The organism is Pseudomonas sp. SIMBA_068 (assembly GCF_046534705.1).
In the GTDB taxonomy this organism is placed as follows: Bacteria; Pseudomonadota; Gammaproteobacteria; order Pseudomonadales; family Pseudomonadaceae; genus Aquipseudomonas; species Aquipseudomonas putida.
Map to the genome: position 1 here is coordinate 330,317 of NZ_JAWRYI010000001.1, position 26,429 is coordinate 356,745.

24 protein-coding genes and 1 tRNA gene are annotated in these 26,429 nt (G+C 62.1%); 15 read left to right on the plus strand and 10 right to left on the minus strand.

What is annotated here, in order from left to right:
- The first annotated feature begins 52 nt into the window (after positions 1-52).
- Positions 53-1,762: a S8/S53 family peptidase gene (locus SB756_RS01450; protein WP_341796299.1), complete on the plus strand. Its 1,710-nt coding sequence runs from the start codon at positions 53-55 to the stop codon at positions 1,760-1,762.
- Between the two features lie 83 nt (positions 1,763-1,845).
- On the plus strand, positions 1,846-3,288 hold the full coding sequence (locus SB756_RS01455) for a SulP family inorganic anion transporter (protein ID WP_341796298.1): 1,443 nt from the start codon (positions 1,846-1,848) through the stop codon (positions 3,286-3,288).
- Between the two features lie 130 nt (positions 3,289-3,418).
- On the opposite strand, the gene fusA is transcribed toward SB756_RS01455, so the two are convergent.
- Together fusA and SB756_RS01465 are read right to left on the minus strand one after the other, a co-directional pair.
- Positions 3,419-5,530, minus strand: a complete 2,112-nt coding sequence (gene fusA, locus SB756_RS01460) for an elongation factor G (protein ID WP_341796296.1) — start codon at positions 5,528-5,530, stop codon at positions 3,419-3,421.
- Positions 5,531-5,603: 73 nt separating this feature from the next.
- The gene (locus SB756_RS01465) at positions 5,604-6,029 is read right to left on the minus strand and encodes a hypothetical protein (RefSeq protein ID WP_341796295.1); all 426 of its coding nucleotides are present in this window, start codon (positions 6,027-6,029) and stop codon (positions 5,604-5,606) included.
- 140 nt (positions 6,030-6,169) lie between these two features.
- On the opposite strand from SB756_RS01465, the gene SB756_RS01470 reads away from it, so the two are divergent.
- On the plus strand, positions 6,170-6,472 hold the full coding sequence (locus SB756_RS01470) for a hypothetical protein (protein ID WP_266032199.1): 303 nt from the start codon (positions 6,170-6,172) through the stop codon (positions 6,470-6,472).
- A gap of 3 nt (positions 6,473-6,475) precedes the next feature.
- Here the strand turns inward: SB756_RS01470 and SB756_RS01475 are convergent, their stop codons facing one another.
- Both SB756_RS01475 and gcvA read right to left on the minus strand, forming a co-directional pair.
- Entirely contained in the window at positions 6,476-7,726 is a 1,251-nt protein-coding gene (locus tag SB756_RS01475) for an aspartate aminotransferase family protein (protein WP_341796294.1), read from the minus strand.
- 121 nt (positions 7,727-7,847) lie between these two features.
- Positions 7,848-8,744 (minus strand): transcriptional regulator GcvA, encoded by an 897-nt coding sequence (gene gcvA / locus SB756_RS01480; RefSeq protein ID WP_341796293.1) that lies wholly within the window; start codon positions 8,742-8,744, stop codon positions 7,848-7,850.
- 255 nt (positions 8,745-8,999) lie between these two features.
- Between gcvA and SB756_RS01485 the strand changes: the two genes are divergently transcribed.
- The 3 genes from SB756_RS01485 to SB756_RS01495 all read left to right on the plus strand — a co-directional run bounded on the left by SB756_RS01485 (position 9,000) and on the right by SB756_RS01495 (position 11,720).
- Positions 9,000-10,382, plus strand: a complete 1,383-nt coding sequence (locus SB756_RS01485) for an amino acid permease (protein ID WP_016498761.1) — start codon at positions 9,000-9,002, stop codon at positions 10,380-10,382.
- Between the two features lie 57 nt (positions 10,383-10,439).
- Positions 10,440-10,937, plus strand: a complete 498-nt coding sequence (locus SB756_RS01490; RefSeq protein ID WP_341796292.1) for a PaaI family thioesterase — start codon at positions 10,440-10,442, stop codon at positions 10,935-10,937.
- 87 nt (positions 10,938-11,024) lie between these two features.
- Positions 11,025-11,720, plus strand: coding sequence for a glutathione S-transferase N-terminal domain-containing protein (locus SB756_RS01495; RefSeq protein ID WP_341796291.1), 696 nt, complete (start codon positions 11,025-11,027; stop codon positions 11,718-11,720).
- 163 nt (positions 11,721-11,883) lie between these two features.
- Here SB756_RS01495 and SB756_RS01500 read toward each other — a convergent pair whose 3' ends face one another.
- Entirely contained in the window at positions 11,884-13,500 is a 1,617-nt protein-coding gene (locus tag SB756_RS01500) for an inorganic phosphate transporter (RefSeq protein ID WP_341796290.1), read from the minus strand.
- A 127-nt stretch (positions 13,501-13,627) separates the two neighbouring features.
- On the opposite strand from SB756_RS01500, the gene SB756_RS01505 reads away from it, so the two are divergent.
- The 7 genes from SB756_RS01505 to SB756_RS01535 all read left to right on the plus strand — a co-directional run bounded on the left by SB756_RS01505 (position 13,628) and on the right by SB756_RS01535 (position 18,232).
- Positions 13,628-14,014 (plus strand): DUF488 domain-containing protein, encoded by a 387-nt coding sequence (locus tag SB756_RS01505; protein WP_341796289.1) that lies wholly within the window; start codon positions 13,628-13,630, stop codon positions 14,012-14,014.
- Positions 14,015-14,025: 11 nt separating this feature from the next.
- Positions 14,026-14,457 (plus strand): GNAT family N-acetyltransferase, encoded by a 432-nt coding sequence (locus SB756_RS01510; RefSeq protein ID WP_341796288.1) that lies wholly within the window; start codon positions 14,026-14,028, stop codon positions 14,455-14,457.
- A 120-nt stretch (positions 14,458-14,577) separates the two neighbouring features.
- Positions 14,578-14,967: a helix-turn-helix domain-containing protein gene (locus tag SB756_RS01515; RefSeq protein WP_049276675.1), complete on the plus strand. Its 390-nt coding sequence runs from the start codon at positions 14,578-14,580 to the stop codon at positions 14,965-14,967.
- 63 nt (positions 14,968-15,030) lie between these two features.
- On the plus strand, positions 15,031-15,669 hold the full coding sequence (gene uvrY, locus SB756_RS01520) for a UvrY/SirA/GacA family response regulator transcription factor (protein ID WP_023047491.1): 639 nt from the start codon (positions 15,031-15,033) through the stop codon (positions 15,667-15,669).
- Positions 15,670-15,675: 6 nt separating this feature from the next.
- On the plus strand, positions 15,676-17,499 hold the full coding sequence (uvrC, locus tag SB756_RS01525; RefSeq protein WP_041167660.1) for an excinuclease ABC subunit UvrC: 1,824 nt from the start codon (positions 15,676-15,678) through the stop codon (positions 17,497-17,499).
- Between the two features lie 33 nt (positions 17,500-17,532).
- Positions 17,533-18,093, plus strand: coding sequence for a CDP-diacylglycerol--glycerol-3-phosphate 3-phosphatidyltransferase (pgsA, locus tag SB756_RS01530; protein ID WP_016498771.1), 561 nt, complete (start codon positions 17,533-17,535; stop codon positions 18,091-18,093).
- Between the two features lie 63 nt (positions 18,094-18,156).
- Positions 18,157-18,232, plus strand: a tRNA-Gly gene (locus SB756_RS01535).
- A 271-nt stretch (positions 18,233-18,503) separates the two neighbouring features.
- On the opposite strand, the gene SB756_RS01540 is transcribed toward SB756_RS01535, so the two are convergent.
- From SB756_RS01540 to SB756_RS01560, 5 genes are all read right to left on the minus strand, one after another.
- Positions 18,504-19,850, minus strand: a complete 1,347-nt coding sequence (locus tag SB756_RS01540) for an OprD family porin (protein WP_341796287.1) — start codon at positions 19,848-19,850, stop codon at positions 18,504-18,506.
- Positions 19,851-20,037: 187 nt separating this feature from the next.
- Positions 20,038-21,054, minus strand: a complete 1,017-nt coding sequence (locus tag SB756_RS01545) for a histone deacetylase family protein (RefSeq protein WP_341796286.1) — start codon at positions 21,052-21,054, stop codon at positions 20,038-20,040.
- Between the two features lie 26 nt (positions 21,055-21,080).
- A complete protein-coding gene (locus SB756_RS01550; RefSeq protein WP_341796285.1) occupies positions 21,081-22,013 on the minus strand; it encodes a 2-hydroxyacid dehydrogenase in 933 nt (310 codons plus the stop codon).
- Between the two features lies 1 nt (position 22,014).
- Entirely contained in the window at positions 22,015-22,773 is a 759-nt protein-coding gene (locus tag SB756_RS01555) for a class II aldolase/adducin family protein (protein WP_174370010.1), read from the minus strand.
- Positions 22,773-24,083, minus strand: a complete 1,311-nt coding sequence (locus tag SB756_RS01560; protein ID WP_341796284.1) for an MFS transporter — start codon at positions 24,081-24,083, stop codon at positions 22,773-22,775. Before SB756_RS01560 ends, SB756_RS01555 begins: the two co-directional genes overlap by 1 nt.
- A 155-nt stretch (positions 24,084-24,238) precedes the next feature.
- Here SB756_RS01560 and SB756_RS01565 point away from each other — a divergent pair, with 155 nt between their 5' ends.
- Entirely contained in the window at positions 24,239-25,216 is a 978-nt protein-coding gene (locus tag SB756_RS01565; RefSeq protein ID WP_341796283.1) for a LysR family transcriptional regulator, read from the plus strand.
- 366 nt (positions 25,217-25,582) lie between these two features.
- A complete protein-coding gene (locus tag SB756_RS01570; protein WP_241799429.1) occupies positions 25,583-25,789 on the plus strand; it encodes a hypothetical protein in 207 nt (68 codons plus the stop codon).
- Positions 25,790-26,429: the final 640 nt, after the last annotated feature.

Consider the following 26,429-nt stretch of genomic DNA (forward strand, 5'->3'; position numbering starts at 1 on the left):
CCTTTGAGTTGTCCCGCCAGTCGCACTCAGAGGGAGTGCATGGGGTGATCGCATGAGGGGTGGCCTGTTCTTGCTGTTGTGGCTTTGTAGCCTTGGTGCAGAGGCAGCAGCTGATGTGCTGCGCATCAAGCAACTGCAGCGTTGCGGCGACCTGCTGGGCGAAGGCGGGCAGCAATGGTGCCTGCGTGCCGAGGGGCTCGGTGCAGATGTGCCCAAGGTATGGCTGGGCGGTGTGCGACTGCCAACAGCCGATATCGAACGCAAAGGTGACCGGCTTATCCTGAACCTGGCGAAACAAGCCCAGCGCAGCGCGCCCTTGTGGCTGGAATACGGTGGCCGCACCAGCAACCCGATATGGCTGACCCGCCAGCGCAGTCATGTTGTTGCCGCAGGGCCTGATGAAGTGGCGAAGAACATGGATGGGCTGACTACCTATGTCGACCTGGTCAGCCTGTTGATCGAAGAAAAACACGACGGCTTTGGCGAGGCCCGGCGCATTGCCGGTAAATACGGCGCCCAGGTTGTCGGTGCCATACCACCGCTGAATGTCTACCAGCTGCGCTTGCCGGTGGACGACCTGGTGCAGCGTGACGCGATGATCCTGCGCATGGGCAGTGAGGTCAGCGTGGATGCCGTGATTGTCGAGGAGTCCGCCCCGGAGCGTGGGGAAGAGGGCAGTGGGCGCGACAGCCGCGCCATTGACCAGGCAGACGAATGGGCCGCCAACCGCTTCATGGACGCGCTGTATTTCTACCAGCGACGGATTGGCGCTTCGCGCTTGCCGGTGCAGCCCGTGCGGGTCGGGGTCATCGAGCGCGAAGTGGACTTTGACGCCCCGGGGTTCAGCCAATACCGAGGCGGCTGCGAACAGGGTCAGACGTGCCTGTTCGCTCGCGACGGTGATCGCCCGACAAGCCACGGCAGCCATGTCGCAGGCATTCTCGCCGCGCAGGGTGAGGGTTTTTTACCGGGGCTGGGCAAGCACAGCCCTGGCTTCGAGGTGATTGTAGAGCGCAACTCGGATGCAGGTATCACCGCCAACATCGCTGCATCGGTGAACCTGGTCGAGGATGGCGTGCGGGTGCTGAACTGGAGCTGGGGCATCCACAGGGTCGGCGCACGCGATGTCAACGGTGATGAGGTCGATTCGCTGGTGCGTTCCGGGCTGGCGATGAGTGGCTACGAGGAGTTGCTTGAGGAGTTCTTCCTCTGGCTGCGCAAAGAGCACCCGGACGTGGTGGTGGTGAATTCGGCGGGCAACGGTGCGTCGTGGTCAGGTACCGATGAATACCGCCTGCCGTCGTCGTTCATTACCGAACAACTGCTGGTGGTGGGCGGGCACCAGCGCAGCGACAAGGCGACGGCGGTCGAAGCCCCCGACCATGTGCGCAAGCGCCACAGTTCCAACATCGACATGCGCGTGGATGTCAGTGCTGCTGCCTGCATACGCCCGGCGGCGGCCGCGGCTGCGCATTGCGGCACCTCGTACGCGACACCCCTGGTGACTGCCACCGTGGCAGCGATGCTGTCGATCAACCCGGCCCTCACCCCGGAACAGGTCCGCATGCTGTTGCGGCGCAGTGCCCTGACCCTGGGCACCGAGCAGGATTTCGAGGCGATGGATGCCGAAGACCTGACGGCGCCGATCCTGCCTTCGGAGCGTGGTGGGCGCCTGAACCACCCCGACCTGGGGCGTTCGGCGCGCCTGGACATGCAGCGCGCGCTGGACCTGGCAGTGCAGAGCCGGGAGCGGGTGCGCTGAACGGTGGCCGCTGTCAGACAAATTCCGTAACATCGCGCCCCTCGTTTTTGTAACGTCCGCCCGGACTGCCTCACAGGAAGCCCATGAAGCCCGCCCGATTACGCGCCGACCTGCTCGCCGGCCTGACCACCTCGTTCGCCCTTGTGCCCGAGTGCATCGCCTTTGCCCTTGTGGCTCACCTCAATCCGCTGATGGGTCTGTATGGCGCTTTCATCATCTGCACCCTTACGGCGCTGTTTGGCGGTCGACCGGGGATGATTTCCGGCGCTGCCGGCTCGATGGCGGTGGTGATCGTTGCGCTGGTGGTGCAGCACGGCGCGCAGTATCTGCTGGCCACGGTGCTGCTGGGTGGCGTGGTGATGATCCTGTTCGGCCTGCTACGGCTGGGCAAGCTGGTACGGCTGGTGCCGTACCCGGTCATGCTCGGCTTCGTCAATGGCTTGGCCATCGTCATCGCCATGGCGCAGCTTGAGCACTTCAAGGCGGGTGAGCACTGGCTCAGCGGCGCGCCGCTGTACCTTATGATCGGCCTGGTGGCACTGACCATGGCCGTGGTCTACGTGCTGCCGAAACTTACACGTGCGGTACCGCCAGCGCTGGTGGCGATCCTGGGCGTTGGCCTGCTGGTGTACCTGCTCGGCCTGCCCACCCGCACTTTGGGCGACATGGCGCATATCGCCGGTGGCCTGCCGGGGCTGGCACTGCCGGATGTGCCCTGGAACCTGGAAACCCTGCAGATCATCGCCCCCTACGCGGTGCTGATGGCCATGGTTGGCCTGCTGGAAACCTTGCTCACCCTCAACCTGACCGATGAAGTGACCGAGAGCCGTGGCTTCCCGGACCGCGAGTGCGTGGCACTGGGCGCGGCGAACATGGTCTCGGGCCTGTGCGGTGGCATGGGCGGTTGCGCAATGATCGGCCAGACGGTGATCAACCTCAGCTCCAATGGTCGCGGCCGGCTGTCCGGGGTAGTGGCCGGGGTGATGATCTTGCTGTTCGTGTTGTTCCTGTCGCCGCTGATCGAGCGTATTCCGCTGGCGGCGCTGGTCGGGGTGATGTTCGTGGTAGCCCAGCAGACCTTTGCCTGGGCGTCGCTGCGGGTGCTGCACAAGGTGCCGGTGAACGATGTGCTGGCAATCATTGCAGTGACCGTTGTGACAGTGTTTACCGACCTGGCCATGGCGGTGCTGTTCGGCATCATCATCGCGGCGCTCAACTTTGCCTGGCAGCATGCGCGGGAGCTGTACGCCGACAGCCATGAGGACGCCGACGGCGGCAAGCGCTATCAGGTGCATGGCACGCTGTTCTTTGCCTCGACCGCGTCATTCCTCAACCAGTTCGACCCGGCCCAGGACCCGACCCAGGTCACGCTGGATTGCCAGCATTTGAGCTTTGTCGACTATTCGGCGGTTGCGGCGCTCAAGACCCTGCGTGAGCGGTATGCCAAGGCGGGCAAGCATTTGCGCGTGGTGCATTTGTCAGAGCGGTGCAAGAAGCTATTGAAGCGGGCAGGTGAGCAGCACTGAGCCTGGTTGTCACCCGTGCCGGCCTCTTCGCGGGCATGCCCGCTCCCACAGGATCGCCGCAGGCCCGGGCATTGTGCGATCCCCTGTGGGAGCGGGCGTGCCCGCGAAGAGGCCGGCACAGGCGAATGAATCATTCCCCGCGGTTCTTCTTGACGATGCCATCGGCGATGCTCGCCGGTGCCTCGGCATAGCGGGTGAACTCCATCGAGAAGCTGGCCCGGCCCTGGGTCATCGAACGCATCGAGGTGGCGTAGCCGAACATCTCGCCCAACGGCACCTCGGCACGGATTACCTTGCCGGCCGGTGTTTCGTCACCGTCCTGAATCATCCCGCGGCGCCGGCTGAGGTCGCCCAGAATGTCGCCCTGGTATTCCTCCGGCGTCACCACCTCCACTTTCATCACCGGTTCCAGCAACACCGCGCCGCCTTTCTGCGACAGCTGCTTGGTGGCCATTGAAGCCGCGATCTTGTAGGCCATTTCGTTGGAGTCGACATCGTGGTACGAACCGTCAAATACGGCGGCCTTGAGGCTGATCAGCGGGTAGCCGGCAAGCACGCCGTTCTTCATCTGCTCTTCGATACCCTTCTGGATCGCCGGGATGTACTCGCGCGGTACCACCCCGCCGACAATCTCGTTGATGAACTCCAGGCCCTCCTTGCCTTCGTCGCCAGGGGCGAAACGGATCCAGCAATGGCCATACTGGCCACGGCCGCCCGACTGGCGCACAAAGCGCCCCTCGATTTCGCAGGTGTTGCGGATTTTTTCCCGGTAGGCCACCTGCGGCTTGCCGATGTTGGCTTCGACGTTGAACTCGCGGCGCATGCGGTCGACGATGATGTCCAGGTGCAACTCGCCCATGCCCGAGATGATGGTCTGGCCGGTTTCTTCGTCGGTACGCACGCGGAATGACGGGTCTTCCTGGGCCAGCTTGCCCAGGGCGATGCCCATTTTTTCCTGGTCGGCCTTGGTCTTGGGCTCCACGGCCACGGAAATCACCGGGTCAGGGAAGTCCATGCGTTCGAGGATGATCGGTTTGTCCATGTCGCACAGGGTGTCGCCGGTGGTCACGTCCTTCATGCCGATCAGCGCGGCGATGTCGCCGGCGCACACGTCCTTGATTTCGGCACGCTGGTTGGCATGCATCTGCACCATGCGGCCGATGCGTTCCTTCTTGCCTTTGACCGAGTTGAGTACCGCGTTGCCTGAGCTGAGCACGCCGGAATAAACGCGAGCAAAGGTGAGTGTGCCGACGAACGGGTCGGTGGCAATCTTGAAAGCCAGGGCCGAGAACGGCTCCTTGTCGTCGGCGTGCCGTTCCAGGTGCTTTTCTTCATCGTCCGGGTCGGTGCCGCGGATGGCGGGAATTTCCGACGGGGCGGGCAGGTAGTCGATTACCGCATCGAGCATCAGCGGTACGCCCTTGTTCTTGAAAGAGGACCCGAGGATGGTCGGCACGATTTCGTTGGCGATGGTGCGTTTGCGCAACCCGGCCTTGATCTCTTCGATGCTCAGTTCTTCGCCTTCAAGAAACTTGTTGAGCAGTTCGTCATTAGCCTCGGCGGCTGCTTCTATCATGTGCGCGCGCCATTCGTCGGCAAGCGTCTGCAGTTCGGCGGGTATATCTTCTTCACGGTAGCTGGTGCCGTGGTCAGCGTCGTTCCAGTAGATGGCTTTCATCTTCACCAGGTCGATCTGGCCGATGAAGTTCTCCTCGCTGCCGATGGCCAGCTGGATCGGTACCGGGTGGTGCCCCAGGCGTTTGTCGATCTGCTTGACCACACGCAGGAAGTCGGCACCCTGGCGGTCCATCTTGTTGATGTAGGCCAGGCGTGGCACATGGTATTTGTTGGCCTGGCGCCAAACCGTCTCGGACTGTGGCTCTACCCCGTCAGCACCGCTGAACACCACCACCGCGCCATCGAGCACGCGCAACGAGCGCTCCACCTCGATGGTGAAGTCGACGTGGCCGGGGGTGTCGATGATGTTGAAGCGGTACTTGTGCTCAAACTGCTTGGTCGAGCCTTGCCAGAACGCCGTGGTCGCCGCCGAGGTGATGGTGATGCCGCGTTCCTGCTCCTGGGCCATCCAGTCCATGGTCGCCGCGCCATCGTGCACCTCGCCCATCTTGTGGTTGACCCCGGTGTAGAACAGGATCCGCTCGGTAGTGGTGGTCTTGCCGGCGTCCACGTGGGCGACGATGCCAATATTGCGGTACAGCTCGATGGGCGTTGTGCGGGCCATGGCGGACTACCTGCGAATGGGCGGATTCCACCACGTTAGCAGACCGGTGGAATCCTGCCCTGCCGCCGGGCCGTCAGTCGGCCTGGGCTTGCAGCATCCACTGGCCATCCACTTCACGGGCCAGGCCGCTGGCCGTCAGTAGCGCCAGCAGACGCGAGTGCAGGGCGGCTTCGGTGAAGGTCTTGAGGGTGGCCAGGTCCAGTGTGCCGACCAGGTTGAGGTCGGCCTTGGTGTACGACAGCCATGCCTTTTTCAGTACCTGGGCAACATCGCTGCCGGAGGTGCTGGCGAAGCGGCGGTGCCATTGGCGGCTGTCGAAGGTAAAGGTGTGGGCGTGGCTGTAGGTGCTTTCGTCGCCACCTTCGGTGCAGCGATGGCAACGGCACGGGCCTTCGCCGAAGGCGTTGCGCAGGTAGCTGTTGAAGTCCACGACGGGCTTGAGGGACAGGCGTTTGTCGACATCGAACAGGTCGGCGATCAGGGGTTCTTCGGCGCTCACTCGGGATCCTCGTGTGGTGTGGCGTGCATCGGCGGGCACCCTAACAGATCGGGGCATTCAGATCACCTGTAGAGACAACGGAGACCGCCTGCCGTACTCTACGCGCCCTTACGCCTACACACCCACTGAGGTAACCCCGCTTGAGCACCAAGTACCCGTACACCGCCACCGTGACCATCAGCGCCGAAGACCGTGGCGGAGATACCGAAGCTTCGGAAAACCCCAGCATGCGCGTGGGCCTGGAAGCGGTGACCGAAACCTTGAAGAAGGTGCATTTCGTCGGTACGCTCGCGGCACCTGAAAAGCCGGCCACGCACATCTGCGTGACCCTGGAGAACGGCCTGACCTACTACGGCCCGATCGTCAACGGCCACGCCGAACTCGAAGGCGGCTGGATCGCCTTCGAATCCGACATGCTAACCCCCGAAGAACTGGGCCTGTAAGCCTCAGTTCAGCTCCACCAGGCACTGCTCGAGGATATCCAGCCCTTCCTCGAGCACCTCGGCTTCGATGGTCAACGGGGCCAGCAGGCGGATGATGTGCCGCGCCTTGCCGCTGGGCATCAGCAGCAAGCCCTTGGCCCGCGCCGACTCCATTACCTTGGCCAGTTGCGCCGGCGCCGGGCTGCCGTCGGCATTGACGAATTCGATGCCGCGCATGGCGCCCACGCCCGTCAGGCGGCCGATGTACGGGCTCAGGCCCGACGCCTTCCAGCGCTGGTGGCGGCTGACGATGGCCTGCTCCTGGCGCTCACCCCAGGTGGCGATGTTCTCGTCGGTCATCTGCGCCAGGCTGGCCAGCGCCGCCGCACAGGCAATCGGGTTACCCGAATAGGTGCCACCGAGGCCGCCCTTGGGCAGTGCTGCCATCAGTTCCTTGCGCCCGACCACCGCACCCAGCGGCATGCCGCCGGCGATGCTTTTGGCCAGCAGCAGCAGGTCGGGCTCGAGCCCTAAGCGCGGGAAGGCGAAGCGCTGGCCGGTGCGGCCGAAGCCGGACTGGATCTCGTCGATGATGATCAGGATGCCGTGTTGGTCGCAGAAGCGGCGCAAGGCTTGGGCGAAGGCGGGGTCGAGGGCGAGGAAGCCGCCTTCGCCCTGCACCGGCTCGAAGATGAATGCTGCCACGTCTTCCACGGCCAGTTCGACGCTGAACAGGCGTTCCATGGCCTTGAGTGCCTGCTCGCAGGTAACCCCGGTATCCACGCCAGGGTAGGGCAGGTGGTACACCGGCCCAGGCAACTCGCCCACCCGTTGCTTGTAAGGGGCCACCTTGCCGTTGAGGTTCAGGGTGGCCAGGGTGCGGCCATGGAAACCGCCGTCGAAGGCAATGATGGCGCGCTTGCCTGTAGCACCGCGGGCAACCTTCAGGGCGTTTTCTGCCGCTTCCGCACCGCTGTTGGTGAGCATGCCGGCCAACGGGTAGCTGACCGGTACGAACTGGCTCAGCTGTTCCATCAGCGCCAGGTACGGGCCATGGGGCGCGGCGTTGAAGGCATAGTGGGTCAGGCGGGTGGCCTGGGCCTGGATTGCTTCGACCACGGCGGGGTTGCAGTGGCCCAGGTTGAGCACGCCGATACCGCCGACAAAGTCGATGTAACGTTTGCCGTCGGTGTCCCAGACTTCGGCATTGCGGCCATGAGAAAGTGTGATCGGGTGAACGATGGCGATGGATTGGCTGATACTTTCCTGGTTCATGGGCACGCGGGACCTTTGTTCAAGTTTCTTATTATCCAAGCGTGTTGAGGGGTTATTCCGCAAACGAATTATTCGATTGCGGTCATTCCCTGAATTCGTGAACTGGCCGGCACAGGTCAAATCAGTCGCCCTCAGCCACCCGCTCGCGAATCCACTGCACAAAGGCCCTGATCTTGGGCACTTCGGCGGCATGCTCGGCATGGGCAATGAAGTGCCGGCCATTGCTTGCCACCGGGTGGTCCAGGGCCACCACCAGCTTGCCCTCGCTCAGCTCCTCGGCCACCAGGTAGCGCGGAATCAGGGCGATACCGCAGCCGGCAATCGCTGCGCGAATGCACAGGTAGAACGTGTCGAAACGCGGCCCGTGGTAGCTGTTCTGGCTGTGCAGCCCCAACCCCAGGAACCATTCATGCCAGGCCTCCGGCCGCGACACGCACTGCAACAGGCGGTGCTCGGTCAGCGCCTGGGCGCTTTCAAAGGGGTGGTTGGCCAGCAACTGCGGGCTGCACACCGGCACCACTTCTTCGCTGAACAGCTCGATGCAGGTTGCCCCAGGCCAAGTGCCCTGGCCGAAGAAAAAGGCCACGTCGGCCTTGGCCTGCACCAGGTCGAATGGCTCCAGTTCGTTGCGCACATCCAGGTGGATACGTGGGTAGCGGTCGCCGAAACCCTTGAGTTTGGGCACTAGCCAGCGCGCACCAAAGGTGGGCTGGGTGGCGATGCGCAGCACCTCTGTTTCGTCGCCGTAGCTGAGGATGTAGCGGCTGGAAATATCGATCTGGGTGAGGATCTTGTTCACTTCGGTGAGGTACAGCGCGCCGGCCGGGGTCAGGTGCAGGCGCCGGCGAATGCGCTGGAACAGCGAGTGCGAGAGCATGTCTTCGAGCTGCGCGACCTGCTTGCTGACGGCGCTCTGGGTCAGGTGCAGTTCCTGGGCCGCGCGGGTGAAGCTGAGGTGGCGGGCGGCCGCTTCGAAGCACTGAAGGGCGGTGGTCGAAGGCATCAGGCGTTTGGACATGACAGGCAAATACCGAGCAAAAAAGGAAGGAGTTCATTCCAAAGCGGAATCATGTGGTTCGAAAAGGTCGTTTGTTGACCCCGGCCTATAGATTAATACTGACCTGGATCAACGATTACAACCGGTCATGTGAAGAGGAGGTCTGTACCCGCTTCCGGCATCTGCAAAACAACAAAAACGACTATCAGAAATTTACAAGAATTCTGCTCCGACCTTCAGCCGCCTCAAAGCGGCCGACCCATTCGAGGGTTCTTCATGGCTTCGCAAGACAACAAGAAACAGCGTTCACTGCAGCACGGCCTGACCTCCCGTCAGGTTTCCATGATCTCCATTGCCGGCATCATCGGCGCCGGCCTGTTCATCGGCTCGTCGAACGCCATCGCCACGGCCGGCCCGGCCATCCTCATTTCCTACGCCATGACCGGCCTGCTGGTATTGCTGGTGATGCGCATGCTGGGCGAAATGGCCATCGCCAACCCTAACAGCGGCTCGTTCTCCACCTATGCCTCCGAGGCCATCGGCCCTTGGGCAGGCTTTACCATCGGCTGGTTGTACTGGTGGTTCTGGGTGCTGATCATTCCGGTCGAGGCGATTGCCGGCGCCGACATCCTGCATGCTTACTTCCCAGGCGTACCGTCCTGGTTGTTCGCCTTCCTCATCATGCTGGTGCTGTCGGGTACCAACCTGATCAGCGTGAAGAACTTCGGCGCCTTCGAGTACTGGTTCGCGCTGGTCAAGGTGGTGGCGATCATTGCCTTCATCGTGGTCTGCAGCCTGGCGGTATTCGGCTTCTGGCCGCTGGCCGAGGTGTCCGGGGTCAGCCGGCTGTGGGAAAACGGCGGCTTCATGCCCAACGGGTTCGGCACTGTGCTCGGTGGCGTGCTGATCACCATCTTCTCGTTCTTCGGCGCCGAAATCGTCACCATTGCCGCTGACGAAACCGCCAACCCGAAAGACAAGATCCGCCGTGCCACCAACCTGGTGGTGTACCGCATTGCCATCTTCTACCTGGCGTCGATCTTCTTGGTGGTGTCGCTGGTAGCCTGGAACGACCCCGCGCTGAAAGCGGTCGGTTCGTTCCAGCGCGTGCTGGAAGTGCTGAACGTGCCGGGCGCCAAGCTGCTGGTCGACCTGGTGGTACTGGTGGCGGTGACCAGCTGCATGAACTCGGGCTTGTACACCGCGTCACGCATGCTCTATTCGCTGGGCGCCCGCGGCCAGGCACTGAGCATGACCAAGCGTATCTCCGGTTCGGGCGTGCCGACCGTGGCGGTCATCTTCTCGACACTGGCCGGGTTTGCCGGGTGCCTGGTCAACTATGTGTTCCCGGGTAAGGTCTTCGGCTTCTTGCTGTCCACCACCGGCGCCATCGCCTTGCTGGTGTACCTGGTGATTGCCGTGTCGCAGCTGCGCATGCGTGCCCGCGCCGACCGTGAAGGGCGCCCGCTGGAGCTGAAGATGTGGCTGTTCCCATGGCTGACCTGGTTGGTGATCGGCACCATCGTCATGGTGCTGGGCTACATGCTGTTCAGCGATGCCTACCGCTATGAAACGCTGATGACCGCTGGGGTGACTGCGTTCATCCTGCTGGTTTCGCTGACCCAGCGGCATGCCAAGGTGGTTGCCCAGACGGCCTGATGTATCTGCTTTAATGGGGGCGTTGCGCGCCCCCATTCCAACAAGCACAGGAAGCGTATGACTGACCACCCACTTTCCCTTCAGGCCCTCGCGGCGCCGGAAGGCACCTGCTACGGCTGCGGTTGTTCCCACCCCAGTGGCCTGCACCTGCAAAGTCACTGGGACAGCGATGGCATCCACCTGGTATGCCGCCATGCACCCGACAGCACCTTTATCGGCTGGCCTGGCCTGGTCTACGGTGGCCTGCTGGCGATGCTCGTCGATTGCCATTCCAACTGGACGGCCATGGCCTACCACTACCGCAACGAAGGCCGCGAGCCGGGTAGCCTGCCGCGTATCGACTGCGTTACCGGCACACTCAACCTGACCTACCTGAAACCCACGCCGATGGGCGTCGAGCTTTTGCTCAAGGCCCGAGTGGAAGGGGAAGTGGGGCGCAAGTGCCGAGTGCTTTGCGAAGTCTGGGCCGAGGATGTGCTGACCGTGACCGCCGACTCGGTGTTCGTCCGTGTCGATACCGAAAAGCTCAAGCTCAAGGCCCACGGCCAGGCTTGAGTGACCCGGGCTGATGAGTGGTCGGTGATGGTCAGCGGCCGGGGATGTCTCTAGAGTGACAGGTCCATTCCCCAGGCAAGGTTGATCATGACCGATCTCAGTGCTTTCCCTGTTACCCGCAAGTGGCCCGCCAAACACCCCGAACGCCTGCAGCTGTATTCGCTGCCGACGCCCAACGGCGTCAAGGTGTCGATCATGCTCGAAGAAATCGGCCTGGCCTACGAGGCGCACAAGGTCAGCTTCGACAACGATGACCAGCTGAGCCCTGAATTCATCTCGCTCAGCGCCAACAACAAGATACCGGCCATCCTGGACCCCGACGGCCCGGGCGGGCAGCCGTTGCCGCTGTTTGAGTCAGGGGCGATCTTGCAGTACCTGGCGGAGAAAAGTGGGCAACTGCTCAGCCAGGAGCCTGCTCAGCGTTACCAGACCCTGCAGTGGCTGATGTTCCAGATGGGCGGCATAGGGCCGATGTTCGGCCAGGTCGGGTTCTTCCATTTCTTTGCTGGCAAGGACTATGAAGACAAGCGCCCGCGTGACCGCTATGTCAACGAATCCAAGCGGCTGCTGGGTGTGCTGGATCGGCACTTGAAAGGTCGGGAGTGGATGGCTGACCAATACAGCATCGCCGACATTGCTATCTTCCCTTGGGTGCGGAACCTGGTGGAACGCTACAACGCCCGGGAGTTGGTGGGCTTTGACCAGTTCAAGGAAGTGCAGCGGGTGCTGGCGACGTTCCTCGAACGGCCGGCGGTGCAGCGCGGCCTGAAAATCCCGAGCTGATAACGCCGAACCAGTCACGTACACCGGTCCCTGTAGGAGCGGCCTTGTGCCGCGAAAGGGCCGCAAAGCGGCCCCGGCATTTTGTGCATTTTGCTGAAATCCCGGGGCCGCTTTGCGGCCCTTTCGCGGCACAAGGCCGCTCCTACAGAGGGCGTAGTACAGGTTAGAGAATGTGGCTCAGCAACCAGTACAGGCTGCCAGCCAACAGCATCGCCGCCGGCAGGGTCAGCACCCAGGCCATCAGCAAGTTGAACAGCGTGCGCTTCTGAATCCCCGACCCATTCGCCACCATGGTCCCCGCCACCCCCGAGCTCAGCACGTGGGTGGTCGAAACCGGCAACCCGAACATGTCAGCTGCGCCAATGGTGCACATGGCAACGACCTCCGCCGAGGCGCCTTGGGCATAGCTCAGGTGGGTCTTGCCGATCTTCTCCCCCACGGTCACCACGATGCGCCGCCAGCCAACCATGGTCCCCAGCCCCAGCGCGATGGCCACGGCCACCTTGACCCATAGGGGAATGTAGCGGGTGGCGTCGTCCAGTTGGGTCTTGAATAGTTGGACATGGCTGCGGGTGTCGGCGTCGAATGCCACCAAACGGTTTTTCTCGATCAGGCGAATGGCTTCGCTGGTCAGGTACATGTCATTGCGTACGTTGGCCATGGCTTCGGCGGGTATGCGCTTGAGCGAGCCGTAGCCTTTGACCTCTTCACCGATCATCCCGGTCAGCGCGGCCAGCGCCGGTACCAGTTGCGGGCTGGCCTTGGGTTCGCCAATGAATGCGGTCAGCGTCTGGCGTGGGTCGGCCGGAGGCGCTTGCGGATTGCTGCGCACCAGTGCCTGGCGGGTTACTTCGGCAACTGCGGAAAACTGCAGGGCCTGCTCATTGGGCATGGTCTTGTTCAACGCATACGCCATTGGCAGGGTGCCGACCAGAATCAACATGATCAGGCCCATGCCTTTCTGGCCGTCGTTGGAACCATGAGCGAAGGACACCCCGGTGCACGTCAGGATCAGTACGCCACGAATCCACCATGGCGGCGGTGTCTGGCCTTGCGGCGCCTGGTATAGCGCTTGACGCTTCACCAGGGCTCGAAGGGCGAGCAACAACAAGGCGCCGCAGGCAAAGCCGATCAGGGGGGAGAACAGCAAGGCGTAGCCCACCTTGCTGGCCTGGGCCCAGTCCACGCCGCTGGTGCCGTCACGCCCATGCATCAGGGCATTGGCCACACCCACACCGATGATCGAGCCGATCAGGGTGTGCGAGGATGACGCCGGCAGCCCCAGCCACCAGGTACCGAGGTTCCAGATGATCGCCGCCAGCAGCAGGGCAAAAACCATTGCAAAGCCGGCCGAGGAGCCCACCTGTAGAATCAGTTCCACCGGCAGCAGGGCGATGATGCCGAATGCCACCGCGCCACTGGAGAGCAGCACGCCGAGGAAGTTGCACAGCCCGGACCACACCACTGCGACCGGTGCCGGCAGCGCGTTGGTGTAGATCACGGTGGCCACCGCGTTTGCGGTGTCGTGGAAGCCATTGACGAATTCGAAGCCCAGGGCAATCAGCAGTGCCATGCCCAACAGCAGAAACGGCGTGACTGTGGTGATCACCGTGCCGCTGGCGTTTACATCCTGCTTCAGGCTCCAGGCGGTGTAGGCGATGCCGGCCAGCAGCAGGCCGAAGAACAACACGAGGGTGGCGCGCCCAGGCTTGTGGGCAAGCTGCGGGCGGGCGTCGCGCTGGGCCAGGTGCGGCTGGCTGGCCAGTGACGGGGTTGCCATGATGGCTCCGGTTGGCGTTGGGCAAGTTGCCGAAGGCCTTGAGCATAGAAACAATTCGTAACCCGACCGTGACCTCGATCAATGAATTATCTAGGCTCAAGACGGACGGTAAAAGCAGGAGAAACCCATGATCCGCTGCAAGCGTGTCTACGATGCGGTCACGGGCGACGATGGCCAGCGAGTGCTGGTCGACCGCCTGTGGCCGCGCAACCTGCGCAAGGAAGACCTGCACGGGCAGTGGTTGCGCGAAGTGGCACCCTCCAATGAATTGCGCAAGGCGTTTCACCAAGGGGCAGTCGACTTTGCCGGTTTTACCCAGCGCTACCAACGAGAGCTCGCCGCTCACCCCGAGTATTGGTATCCGCTGCTGGACCTCGCCGGGAAGGGCCCTCTGACCCTGCTTTATGCAGGCAAGGACACCGAGCACAACAATGCCCGAGTGCTGGCCGATTGGCTGGAAAGCGAACTGGACCGGCATGGGCCTGGCAGTTCACCCGTGTGCTATGCCCAATGAGCGATATGGTAATGCCCCTGCAACTGATTCCCGCCAACGACAATCACCGTACGTTCGCCCGCGACCTCACGCGGCGCGCCATGCTGCCGTATTACCGTGAATTTGACCTGCTCTGGATCGAGGACGCCTTCGACCAGGCTTGGGGTTGGCGCGAGCAGTGGCTGGTCAGGGAAGGCGACAGTCTGTTGGGTTTCTGCAGCCTCAGCCAGGACCGCCAGGCGCTGTTTATCCGCGAGTTGCACCTGTTGCCCGAGCACCGCGGGCGCGGTGTCGGCAGCTGGGTATTGGAAGAGCTGGCGCTGTGGGCCAGCCAGCGGCGCCTGCCGTTGCTGAGGCTGATGGTGTTTCGCAGCAACCCGGCGCGCCTGTTGTACCAGCGCCACGGTTTTGTCGAAATGGGTGAGGACGGGTGCTTTGTGCGCATGCAACGTACGATCGGCTAGTGGCGCAATGATGGCTTGTCTCCACCGAAGCGCAGCGGCATAGTGAACCCAGGCGCTCACGGTCGCCCGCAGACGGGGCGGCAGTGGATGAGCGTGATCAGGGATAAGGAGAAGCCCACAATGAACGGGATTGGTCCGCGGCTGCGGGAAGAGCGTGAGCGCCTGGGCATGACCCAGCGCGTGTTTGGCGATATCGGTGGGGTCGAGCCCAATGCCCAGGGCAAGTACGAAAGCGGCGAGCGTACGCCACGGGTCGATTACCTGGCAGCCCTCGCGGTCAGGGGGGTGGATGCACTGTACGTGCTTAGCGGCATCCGCACGCCGGCCCCGCTGGAGGGCCTGAGCACGGATGAGTCGGGGCTGCTGGGCGCCTTCCGGCAATTGCCCATCGACGACCAGGCGGCCATCTGGCACCTGCTGGGCCGCTTGAGCAGCGATAGAAAACCCAGGCAAACAGTGAGGCCTGTCACTGTTGAGCGTCAGGCGTTTCTTACAGAAGCAATGCGTTAGACCCGTTTGGAAAAATTTTGTTAAGGTGGCGGGATCCAATCGCCCTGTTGACGAGGTGTGTGCTTGATTAGGGTCTTAGTGGTCGACGATCACGATCTGGTACGAACCGGTATCACCCGCATGCTGGCCGACATCGATGGCCTGCAGGTGGTGGGTGAGGGGGACTCGGGCGAGTCCGCGCTCAAGCTGGCCCGTGAGCTGAAACCGGACGTGGTGCTGATGGACGTGAAAATGCCCGGCATCGGCGGCCTGGAGGCCACCCGCAAATTGCTGCGCAGCCACCCGGACATCAAAGTAGTGGCCGTGACCGTGTGCGAGGAAGACCCGTTCCCCACGCGCCTGTTGCAGGCCGGTGCGGCCGGTTACCTGACCAAAGGCGCAGGCCTTGACGAAATGGTCCAGGCCATCCGCCTGGCGTTTGCCGGCCAGCGCTACATCAGCCCGCAAATCGCCCAGCAGCTGGCGCTGAAACCGTTCCAGCCGCAGGGGTCACCGTTCGACACATTGTCGGAGCGGGAAATCCAGATTGCCCTGATGATTGTCGGCTGCCAAAAAGTGCAGATCATCTCTGACAAGTTGTGCCTCTCGCCCAAGACCGTCAATACTTACCGTTATCGGATCTTTGAAAAACTCTCGGTCACCAGCGACGTCGAACTGACCTTGCTGGCCGTTCGCCACGGTATGGTCGACGCAAGCCTGTAAAACCTCATGTCCCAAGCTTTTGATGCCAGCGCATTCCTGGCGACCTGCAGTGGTCGCCCGGGCGTTTACCGAATGTTCGACGCCGAAGCCCGGCTGCTTTACGTGGGCAAGGCCAAGAACCTCAAAAAACGCCTGGCCAGCTATTTTCGCAAAACCGGCCTGGCGCCCAAAACCGCCGCGCTGGTAGCCCGTATCGCCCAGGTGGAAACCACCATCACCGCCAACGAAACCGAGGCGTTGCTGCTGGAGCAGAACCTGATCAAGGAATGGCGGCCGCCGTACAACATCCTGCTGCGCGACGATAAATCCTACCCCTACGTGTTCCTGTCAGACGGCGAGTTCCCGCGGTTGGGCATTCACCGTGGGGCGAAGAAGGCCAAGGGCCGCTACTTTGGCCCATACCCCAGCGCCGGGGCCATCCGCGAAAGCCTCAGCCTGCTGCAAAAGGCCTTTTCGGTGCGCCAGTGCGAAGACAGCTACTACGCCAACCGCACCCGGCCGTGCCTGCAGTACCAGATCAAACGCTGCAAAGGGCCCTGCACCGACCTGGTCACCGCCGAGGAATACGCCGACGACGTGCGCCATTCGGTGATGTTCCTTGAAGGCCGTAGCCAGCAATTGGGCAACGAGCTGAATGCCGAGATGGAGAAGGCCGCCATGGCCCTCAATTTCGAAAAAGCCGCCGAGCTGCGCGACCAGATTGCCCTGTTGCGCCGCGTGCAGGACCAGCAGTACATCGAGGGCGGCAGCGGCGACGTCGATGTCATCGCCGCTTTCGTGAACCCGGGTGGTGCCTGCGTGCACCTGATCAGCGTCCGCGGCGGCAGGGTGCTGGGCAGCAAGAACTTCTTCCCGCAGGTGGGCATCGAGGAGGAGGTGGCCGAGGTCATGGCCGCATTCCTCTCCCAGTACTACCTGGGCAACGCAGAGCGCGAACTGCCCGGCGAGCTGATCGTCAACGTTGTTCACGAAGACTTCGACGCCATCACCGAAGCACTGCACACGCTGCGGGGCCGTGAACTGACCATCAGCCACCGGGTACGCGGCACGCGCGCCCGTTGGCAGCAGCTGGCAGTGACCAATGCCGAGCAGGCGCTGAATGCCCGCCTGGCAAACCGCCAGCACATGGCTGCACGCTTTGAGGCCTTGGCCGAAGTCCTAGGCCTGGACGAAGTGCCGCAGCGCCTGGAGTGCTACGACATCAGCCATTCCAGTGGCGAAGCCACCGTGGCCAGCTGCGTGGTATTCGGCCCCGAAGGCGCGCTCAAGTCCGACTATCGCCGCTTCAACATCGAAGGCGTCACGGCCGGCGATGACTACGCCGCCATGCACCAGGCCCTGACCCGCCGTTACGGGCGCATCAAGGACGGTGAGGGCAAGCTGCCTGACGTGTTGCTGGTGGACGGCGGCAAGGGGCAGCTGAACATGGCTCGCGATGTGATGCAGGAACTGGGCTTCACCGACCTGACCTTGCTCGGTGTAGCCAAGGGCGTAACCCGCAAGGCCGGTTTTGAAACCCTGTACCTGAACGACGTGCACCACGAGTTCACGCTGAAAGGTGATTCACCGGCCCTGCACCTGATCCAGCAGATCCGCGACGAAGCCCACCGTTTCGCCATTACCGGCCACCGCGCTCGCCGCGGCAAGGCCCGCCGGGTGTCCAGCCTGGAGGATGTAGCCGGGGTAGGGCCCAAGCGCCGGCGCGACCTGCTGAAACATTTCGGCGGCCTGCAGGAGCTCAACCGCGCCAGCGTCGATGAAATCGCCAAAGCCCCCGGCATCAGTAAAAAGCTTGCCGAGTCGATTTATGCCAGCCTGCATAGCGAGTAGAATGCCGGGCTCAACTTGCAGCCAGTCGTACCGATGAATATTCCAAACCTGCTCACCGTTCTACGCGTCCTGCTCATTCCGTGCTTCATTCTGCTGTTCTACATGCCCTATCACTGGAGCTACATGGCAGCCAGCAGCGTGTTTGCCGTTGCCGCCGCCACCGACTGGCTGGACGGCTACCTGGCGCGTCGCCTGCAGCAGAGCACGCCGTTCGGTGCGTTCCTGGACCCGGTGGCCGACAAGCTGATGGTGGCGGTGGCTTTGGTGCTGCTGGTGCAGACCCACGCCAACTTCTGGCTGACCCTGCCGGCGGCGGTCATCATTGGCCGCGAAATCGTGGTGTCGGCCCTGCGCGAGTGGATGGCCGAGCTGGGTGCGCGGGCGCACGTGGCGGTGTCCAACCTTGGCAAGTGGAAGACCGCGGCGCAGATGCTGGCGCTGGTAATCCTGCTGGCCAACCCGCCAGCGGTAACGTTCTGGGTCATTCTGGGCTACGGGCTGCTGCTGGTGGCGGCGGGGCTGACGCTGTGGTCGATGGTGCACTACCTGCTGGCCGCCTGGCCGCACCTGCGCGAAGGCTCCGAGCAGAAATAAACTTTTTTTGAATCAAGGGGTTGACGCTGTTTTAGAAATCGCTAGAATGGCACCCATCACGACGCGGGAATAGCTCAGTTGGTAGAGCACGACCTTGCCAAGGTCGGGGTCGCGAGTTCGAGTCTCGTTTCCCGCTCCAAATTCGATCCTCAGTGCGTCGCTGGGATCAAGAAAGAAGAGGCCATAGGGCCTCTTTTTTTATGCCTGCATTTTATTGATGTTCTCCTTTCTCAAGGCAAACACAAGCCCTGTAGCAGCAGCCTTGTGCTGCGAAGAGGTCATTGCAGCCGAAGATAATCTTCAGCCTTACCGGCCTCTTCGCAGCACAAGGCTGTTCCTACAGGTTGATGCGTTAGTCTGAGTGATGGTGCAAGACCGTTGCTCCGATAGCCCCGCGCAGGGTTGCCGGGCTATTTCAGAAAGTTCAGGTCCAGTGGGTAGTCCAGAATGATTCGGGTCTGGTCCAGGTCATTGGCGATTGCGCCGTAGTCGCCGCCCGTGCGCATCGACGCATGCAGCAGCCGCACGGAAAGGTTTTTCGCAGGCCCTGACTGCACCACGTATTTCACCCACAGGTCCCGTTCCCATTGCGACCCGTCGCGCACCGCCTCGAACCGTGTATAGGCACCCCCGGCATCGCGGCCATCGATATCGGTACCGCGTATGTAGCGCGCTGTGAAGCTCAGCCCAGGGACGCCAAAGACGGCAGCGTCCAGGTCGTAACGTGCGCTCCAGGCCCTTTCGTTGGGGCTGTTGAAGTCGCTGCCTTGTGAGGCCGCATCCAGTTCGATGTCGAAACTGTTCCAGACATAGTCGAAAGGCTGGTCGCCGTCGATGCGGGTATAAGCAACTTCGAACTTGTGCCCGCCCTGTGCGTAGCCCACCCGGGCACTCCAGGCATCGTTGCGTATGTCGCCAAGCAGCGAGGTGCCGGTGTCGCGCGTGCGGTAGTAATTGGCGCCGGTATTGAATACGCCACCCGCCTTCAAAGGCACCCGGTATTCGATCGATGCAAATTGCTGGTTCCAGATATTGTCAAGTTCCGACCCGAACAGCTTGATCTTCACATTGTCGAGGCCGGTGTAGATACCGCCGTAATAACTGACAAAGTCACTGTCGGCCTGGCGACCACCGTAAGCGGTACCCAGCTTGCCGCCGTGATTGGTTGCTGCCCGGTCGCTGCTGGAGGTAAAGCGCCCTGCATTGAGGGCCAGCCCGGCGAAGGTATGATCGGTGACGTTCCAGCCTCGGAGCGTTTGCGGCAGCAGGCGGATATCACCGTACTTGAGTACTGGCGAATCCGGGAACAGGTCGCCATAAGCCAGTTCGGTGCTTCCAACCCGCACCTTTACCGCGCCACCGGCCTTGGAGTACTCATGCTTGGGATCGCCCTGGTTGTCGCGCGCGACGATGCCGCCATTGCCGATACCGTCGCCAACCCGGCCCTTGCCACCGTCGAGCTTTATTGCGCCCATGTAATGCAAGTCGAGGCCGAACCCTACCAGCCCTTGGGTATAGCCGGAATTGAACTTGGCCAGCACACCTTGCGCCCATTCCTGGCGATAACTTTGCCGCTCGCCGGCCGGGTTGAGGTAGCTGCCGTTGCGGTTGTCGGCGTTCCAGTAGAAGTTTCGCAAGCCGACCGTGGTGGTACTGTCTTCAATAAAACCATGGTCCGATTCAGCCGCGCAGGCGATCGAGCCAAACAGGCAGGCACTCGCGCCTGCCATCCCCAAGGTGAAAGTTTTGAACGACATGAAGACTTCCTTATTGCCAGATTCAAGAACGGCAGCGTGAAGATTTATTGTTATTGCCCCTGCGTCTGCGGCGGGCAGCCGGGGGCCTGATCGCTAACTTGCGGGTGCGGCAAGTTGCGCTCTTTATTGTTGTATTGCTCGGTAGGCCGGGTTGCTCGAGGCAACCCGGAGCACATCGGGTTTTGCCTCAGGCAGTCATGCCGGTAAAGAAGCGCGCGGCATTTTCATCCAGGGTCGCAATGTCGTAGCCACCCTCCTGGACCACCACGCAAGGTAGGCCCAGCGCCTTGATCCGCTGCCCCAGCAGGCGGAACCCTTCATGGCTGACGTGTACCTTGGACTGCGGGTCGTTTTCGTAGATGTCAAAGCCCAGCGACAGCACCAGCACGTCCGGGGCGAAGGCGCGCAGCGCCGTTGCCGCCTTGTCCATGCAGGCAAAGAAATCCGCTTCGCTGGCGCCATGGGCCATGGGCAGGTTCAGGTTGAAGCCAGCCCCTGCGCCAGCCCCGGTCTCATCATCGAACCCGGCGACCACCGGGTAGAAGTTGGTCGGGTCGCCATGAATCGACACGTACAACACATCGTCCCGTTCGTAGAAGATTTCCTGGATGCCTTGGCCGTGGTGCATGTCGGTGTCGAGCACTGCGACTTTGCCGAACTTGCCACGCAGCACCTGGGCGGCGATTGCGGCGTTGTTAAGGAAGCAGAACCCACCTGCCGCTTCGGCGCGGGCATGGTGCCCTGGTGGCCGGCACAGGGCATAAGCGGCCTGGTCGCCTTCGATCACCGCATGTGCCGCGGCCACCGCGCTCTGCGCCGACCAGTAGGCGGCCTGCCAGGTGTGCTCGCCGATCGGGCAGCTGCCATCGGCCAGGTAGCGGGCCGTCTTGCCGAGGATACCGCGCAAGGGGTTGCCTTCACGGATGTAAATGTTCGACATCACCTCGTCGCCCCAGTCTTCCGGCACTTCGTGCCACTGCTGGTAGGCGCTGCCCAGGTAGTCCAGGTACGCCTGGCCATGCACGGCCGCCAGCGGGGCCAGGCCGTGGTCGGCGGGTTCGAAAAGCGGGTAGCCGAGCTTTTCGACTACTGCCAGTAGCGGGTCGATGCGGGCCGGCACTTCCTGCGGTTGGCGCATCTGGCCACGCGACAGGTAGGAGCGGGGGTGGTGCAGGCGTTGAGCAGGATGGAAAAACGTTTTCATGAATCACCTCTTGGTAACGCGTGCGGTCAATAACCCAGTTCGGGATCGACCAGATTGTTCAGTCCCAGCCCGGCACTCAGGCGCGACACGTTGTCGGCCACTTGCCGGGCGATGCACAGGTCGGACGCGGCCGAGGCCATGTGCGGTGTCACCCACACGCCGGGCGTGTGCCACAGCGGCGAATCGGCAGGCAACGGCTCCTGTTCGAACACATCGAGCAAGGCGCCGCGCAACTGCCCGCTGGCCAGCGCCTGGCGCAGGTCGTGCGGGTTGAGGTGCTGGCCACGACCACAGTTGATCAGCGCGCTGCCTTCTGCCATGTGCCGGAATACGGCATGGTTCAGTACGCCATGCGTGCTGGCGGTGAGGGGCAGCAGGTTGACCAGCACATCCAGCCCGGCGAGGAAGCCTTGCAGTGAAGCCGGGCCTGCGAAGGTGGCTACGCCATCGACCTGGCGCGGCGTGCGGGCCCAGCCGCGCACGTCATAACCCGCCGCCGCCAGCCGCTGCGCCACCGGTGCGCCAATCGCGCCCAGGCCCATCACGCCGACCCGGAAATCCCCCGCCTTGCGCTGCACCGGGCGCTGCCAGTGCTGGCTGGCATTGCCGGCGATCACCCGGTCGAAGCCCCGGTGAAAGTGCAGCACGCCCCAATGCACGTACTCGCTCATGCCCTGGGTGTGGTCAGGGTCGACAACCCGGCACACGGGCAGCGACGCATCGCGTGAGCTGTCCTGCGCCAGGTGATCGATGCCCGAGCCGATCGAGTGCACCAGGCGCAGGTTCGGCAAGCGGCCAAGGCTACCTTCGGGCGGGAACCAGCACACGGCCACTTCGGCGTGCCTTGCGCCGGCATCTTCCGGGCGCAACACGTTCAGCTGCGGGGCGTGCTCGGTGAACAGCGCGGCCAGCCAGTCAGTCAGCGCCGGGTTCTGGCAAAGCAATACGAGGCTGGCCATGTCAGCTGCACCACTCGCTGCGCTGCGCGTCGATCAGGCTGAGCGCGGCCTGCCAGGCCATGTCGATGATGCCGTCGATGCCATCGCGCCCGAACTGTGCGGCGGTGTGCCGGCACACTTCCTCGCTGGGGATGTTCAACGCCACGCCGGCAGACATCGCCTGGATTTGAGCCTGGCAAGCGCGCTCCAGGAAATAGATTTCGTGGAACGCTGCCGCCACGTTGCTACCTGCGGCGAGCAGCCCATGGTTGCGCAGGATCATCGCCTTGTGCGCGCCAAGGTCGGCCACCAGCCGTTCGCGCTCCTCCAGTGACAGCGCGATGCCTTCGTAGGTGTGATACGCCAGGTTGCCGTAGAACTTCAGCGCGTGCTGGGTCAGTGGCAGCAGGCCGTCACGTTGTGCTGCCACCGCCATGCCCGCTGCCGTGTGGGTGTGGATGATGCAGTGCAGGTCCGGGCGCGCCTCGTGGATCGCCGAGTGGATGACGAAGCCGGCCGCATTGACCTTGCCGCCGTTGAAATGGCTGTCGACCACGTTGCCGTCCAGGTCGATCAGCACCAGGTCGCTGGCGCGCATCTTCTCGAATGCCACGCCATAGCGGTTGATCAGGAAGTGCCGGTCAGGCCCGGGTACACGCAGGGTGATGTGCGTGTCGATCAGGTCGGTCATGCGGTAGTAGGCGATCAGGCGATACAGCGCAGCCAGCTCGCAGCGTGCTTGCCATTCGGTTTCTGACATGGCGTGAGGCTTGTTGCTCATCAGGCGATTCCTTGCGAAGTGGAGAGGGCGACCGGCCTGGCGCTGGCGTTGCGCAGGTGCGAGAGCCCCAGCACGCCGGCCAGCGACATCAAGGCCAGCACGCTGAAGAACAGCGCCAACGGTACCCATTGCCCGGCGAACTGGCCGGCAACGAACGTGCCCAGCATTGGCGTGAGGCCACCGGTCAGGCCGCTGCCCAACTGGTAGGCGATGGAAATGCCCGAGTAACGGACCCGGGCCGGGAACGCTTCGGCCATGTAGCCGGCAATTACCGCATACAGTGCCGACAGCATGACCACGGCCAGGGCGATGCCGGCCGTCATGTAGATCACATTGCCGGTTTGTACCAGCAGGAACATCGGGTACGGCACCACCATGCACAGTGCAGCGACCCAGGTCAGGAAACGCCCTTCGCCCAGGCGCTCGGCGAGCATGGCCGAACAGGGTTGTGAGAGAAACTGCAGGATGGTGACCACGAACAGGCAATCGAGAATGGTGGTCTTGGCGATGCCCTGATACTGGGTGACGTAGGTGATCATGAAGGTGTTGGTGAAGAAGAACCCGCCGGAGCCGATGGTTACGGCCAGGGCTGCGAAGACGATGTTCCGCCAGTGGTTGCGCAACACTTCGCGCACTGGGTTGTCGCTGGTCTGGTCGCTGTCCTTGACCTCGGCAAATTCTGGTGACTCCGGCACGCCGAACCGGATCAGCAAGCCGACGATCATCAGCAGCCCGCTCATCAGGAACGGAATACGCCAGCCCCAGCTCATCAGGTCTTCCGTCTCCATTGCAGTAATGAAGCGGAAGGCGATCAGCGCCAGCAGCAGGCCCGCCGGGCTGCCCCACTGGGCAAACGAAGCGAAGAACACCTTGCGGCCCTTGGGCGCATGCTCGCTGGCCATCAGCACCGCGCCGCCCCATTCACCACCGACCGAGATGCCTTGTAGCAGGCGCAGGAATATCAGGCCGATGGGGGCCCAGATACCGGCTTGTGCGTAGGTCGGCAGCAGGCCGATGCAGGTGGTGGCCACGCCCATCAGTACAATCGTGACCAGCAGCATTTTCTTGCGCCCCAGGCGATCGCCCAGGTGGCCGAACACCATGCCGGCGAACGGCCGTGCGATAAAGCCCACGGCAAAGCTGCCGAACGCGGCCATGGTGCTGAGCATCGGGTTTTCGCTGGGGAAGAACAGCTGCCCGAGCACCAGGGCTGCGGCGAAGGCGTAGATGTAGAAATCATAGAATTCGATGGTGGTGCCAATAAAGGCAGCCGCCGCGGCACGACGCGGGGTGGGGGTATTGCTCTTCATCTGAGGCTCCTGGGCGTCATTGTTATAGGCAGGAGAAGGAGAGCCCTGCACGGGCAGGGCAAAGGCACTCTGGCGGTGCGTTGCTAGATGTTGAGCCAAGTCCTATGCTAGGAAAAGCTTCTAATTTAAATACTCAAGTATAAGACCAACAAATAATGACGCCGACATCGACGCCCCCGGCAAGAGACCCGGAAGCCAAGCGTTTCCTTAACGACCGCCTTGACTGGAACCTGTTGCGGACGTTTCTGGTAATCGGCCAGGAGGGCAGCATCAGCCGGGCTGCGGCACGCCTGCACCTGAGCCAGCCGGCCGTCAGCCAGGCGTTGCGGCGTTTGGAGGAGCAACTGGACAGTGCCTTGGTGGTACGTCGTGGGCCACGCATCAACCTGTCACAGGCGGGGGAGGAGGTGATGCAGATCGCGGCCGAGCTGTACGGCACGGTCTCGCGCCTGGGGCCTGCGCTGGACAGCCCGGCCGAGACAGTGACGGGCAAGATCCGCCTGCTGAGCATCAGCCGCATCCAGTCCCGTGCCTACGACGACTTCCTGGCGCAGTTTCACAGTGACTACCCGCAGGTGGAACTGGAAATCGATGTGCTGCGCAGTTCGGATGTGGTCAGTGGCCTATTGCAGAAGACCGCATCATTCGGTTTGAGCCTGTGTCGCACACCCCAGCCAAGGCTGGAGCAACGGGTGCTGCTAGAACAGCGCTACGCGTTTTTCTGTGGCAAGCGCCATCGTTTTTTTGGTCGCAAGAACCTGACCGTCGCGGACCTTCAAGGCGAGAACTTTGTCAGCTTCACCAGTGACCAGATGGGCGGTAACCTGTCGCCGCTTACGGTGTTTCGCGATCAGCAGGGCTTTACCGGGCGCATTGTCGCGTCGTCTCCGAGCCTGGATGAAATTCTTCGGCTGGTGGGGGCTGGTTATGGCATCGGCTGCCTGCCGGAGCACATTGTTGCGGCGGATGTGCTGGCCAACGAGCTCTGGCGTCTGCCGCCATGGGACGGGGTGATCGATGTGAACGTGTACCTGCTCTGGAACCGCGAGCAGAAGTTGACTCAGGCCGAGTCGATATTCTTGGAGCGGTTCCAGCAGATGCTCATGACCACAGACCCGGTCGAGCGGTTTTAATTGGCATACAGAGGCGTGCGGTAGATCGTTATGGTCCCGATTACACCGCTCCTAGAAAAGGTTCGCAAGCTCAATGGCAAAGTAGATGAGTTTGTTGGAAGCATCGAAGCTCTGCCCCCCATGATTACGAGATGCAGCACTAATATGAAACATCCACTTCGCTACCTAGGATGATCAGGGGTCGCTAGCTGGATCACTGATCCTGCCACAACTAGGGATAGGGATTTGAACCCGCCGACGATCTCAATAGACCTCCCGAGGCCAGCAGAAACGGCTATTCTCACCCTAGCGGATGTCCTGTATATTCTTTACACGCTAGGACTTCCCTAAATTTGCCCTTAGAAATCTCGTATCTGGAGCATGCGCATGGATGACCAAGCCTCAACCACAGCCGACACCCTTGAGCTGTTGCATCTGAACCAAGTCGCCATCAGAGCAGCTCTGGAGGAGCTCTCGCTGTGGGTGAGCCATCGCGGCTCAGTCCACATACATGAGAACGTCATGGCTGCGCTAGCGACTCTTGATATCCATTCTGAGGCGATCTCAGCCGGGGTAGAGCGCCTGCGGGCGTGAGCGATCCAAAGTATAGAGGTGGTCTAGCACAACGAGCCCATCAGTCATTGGTTCAAATTCACTCGCTTCGGGGGGGCAAGGCTTTTGGCGGGGGTTCGCCCGGATATCTTTCTAAGCTAGGTTCCGACGATCCGCGATAGTTATCAGAGCCGCAGACTGGTGTGCAATATGATATACCCGATTTGCACGTCGCAGCACTTGAAACTGCACCCGGAAGTCCAAATCCTAGAGGGCTTAAAAGGTCACTTATGGACGTGCGTAGGTGGCAGAGCACGTCGAATAGTTATCTGTTTTGAAGTGCGTGGGTTGAACCTTAAAGCACGCATTGGTAATTTAGCCAATGTCCTAAGTGTGAACCGCTAAAATGCAATTATTACGTTGACGTTGGCACACTAGAGGCTCGCATTGGTTTGGCACTATCTGATCGATCCTCTGGTGCAACATTGGCTGTTGGTGAGGCCCGCTGAAAATCAGCTTGAGCAAACAGAAAGCCCGCATTTTTTGTTCGGTAACGAATAGACAGATGACAGCGCCTACTGTTGATTGCGTGACTGGATGCTCGAGAACTTCGAATGAGAGGCTTGACCCCAACATGCAACCAGCCCTGCAGTGCAGGGTTTAATCATACTGAGTGACGCGC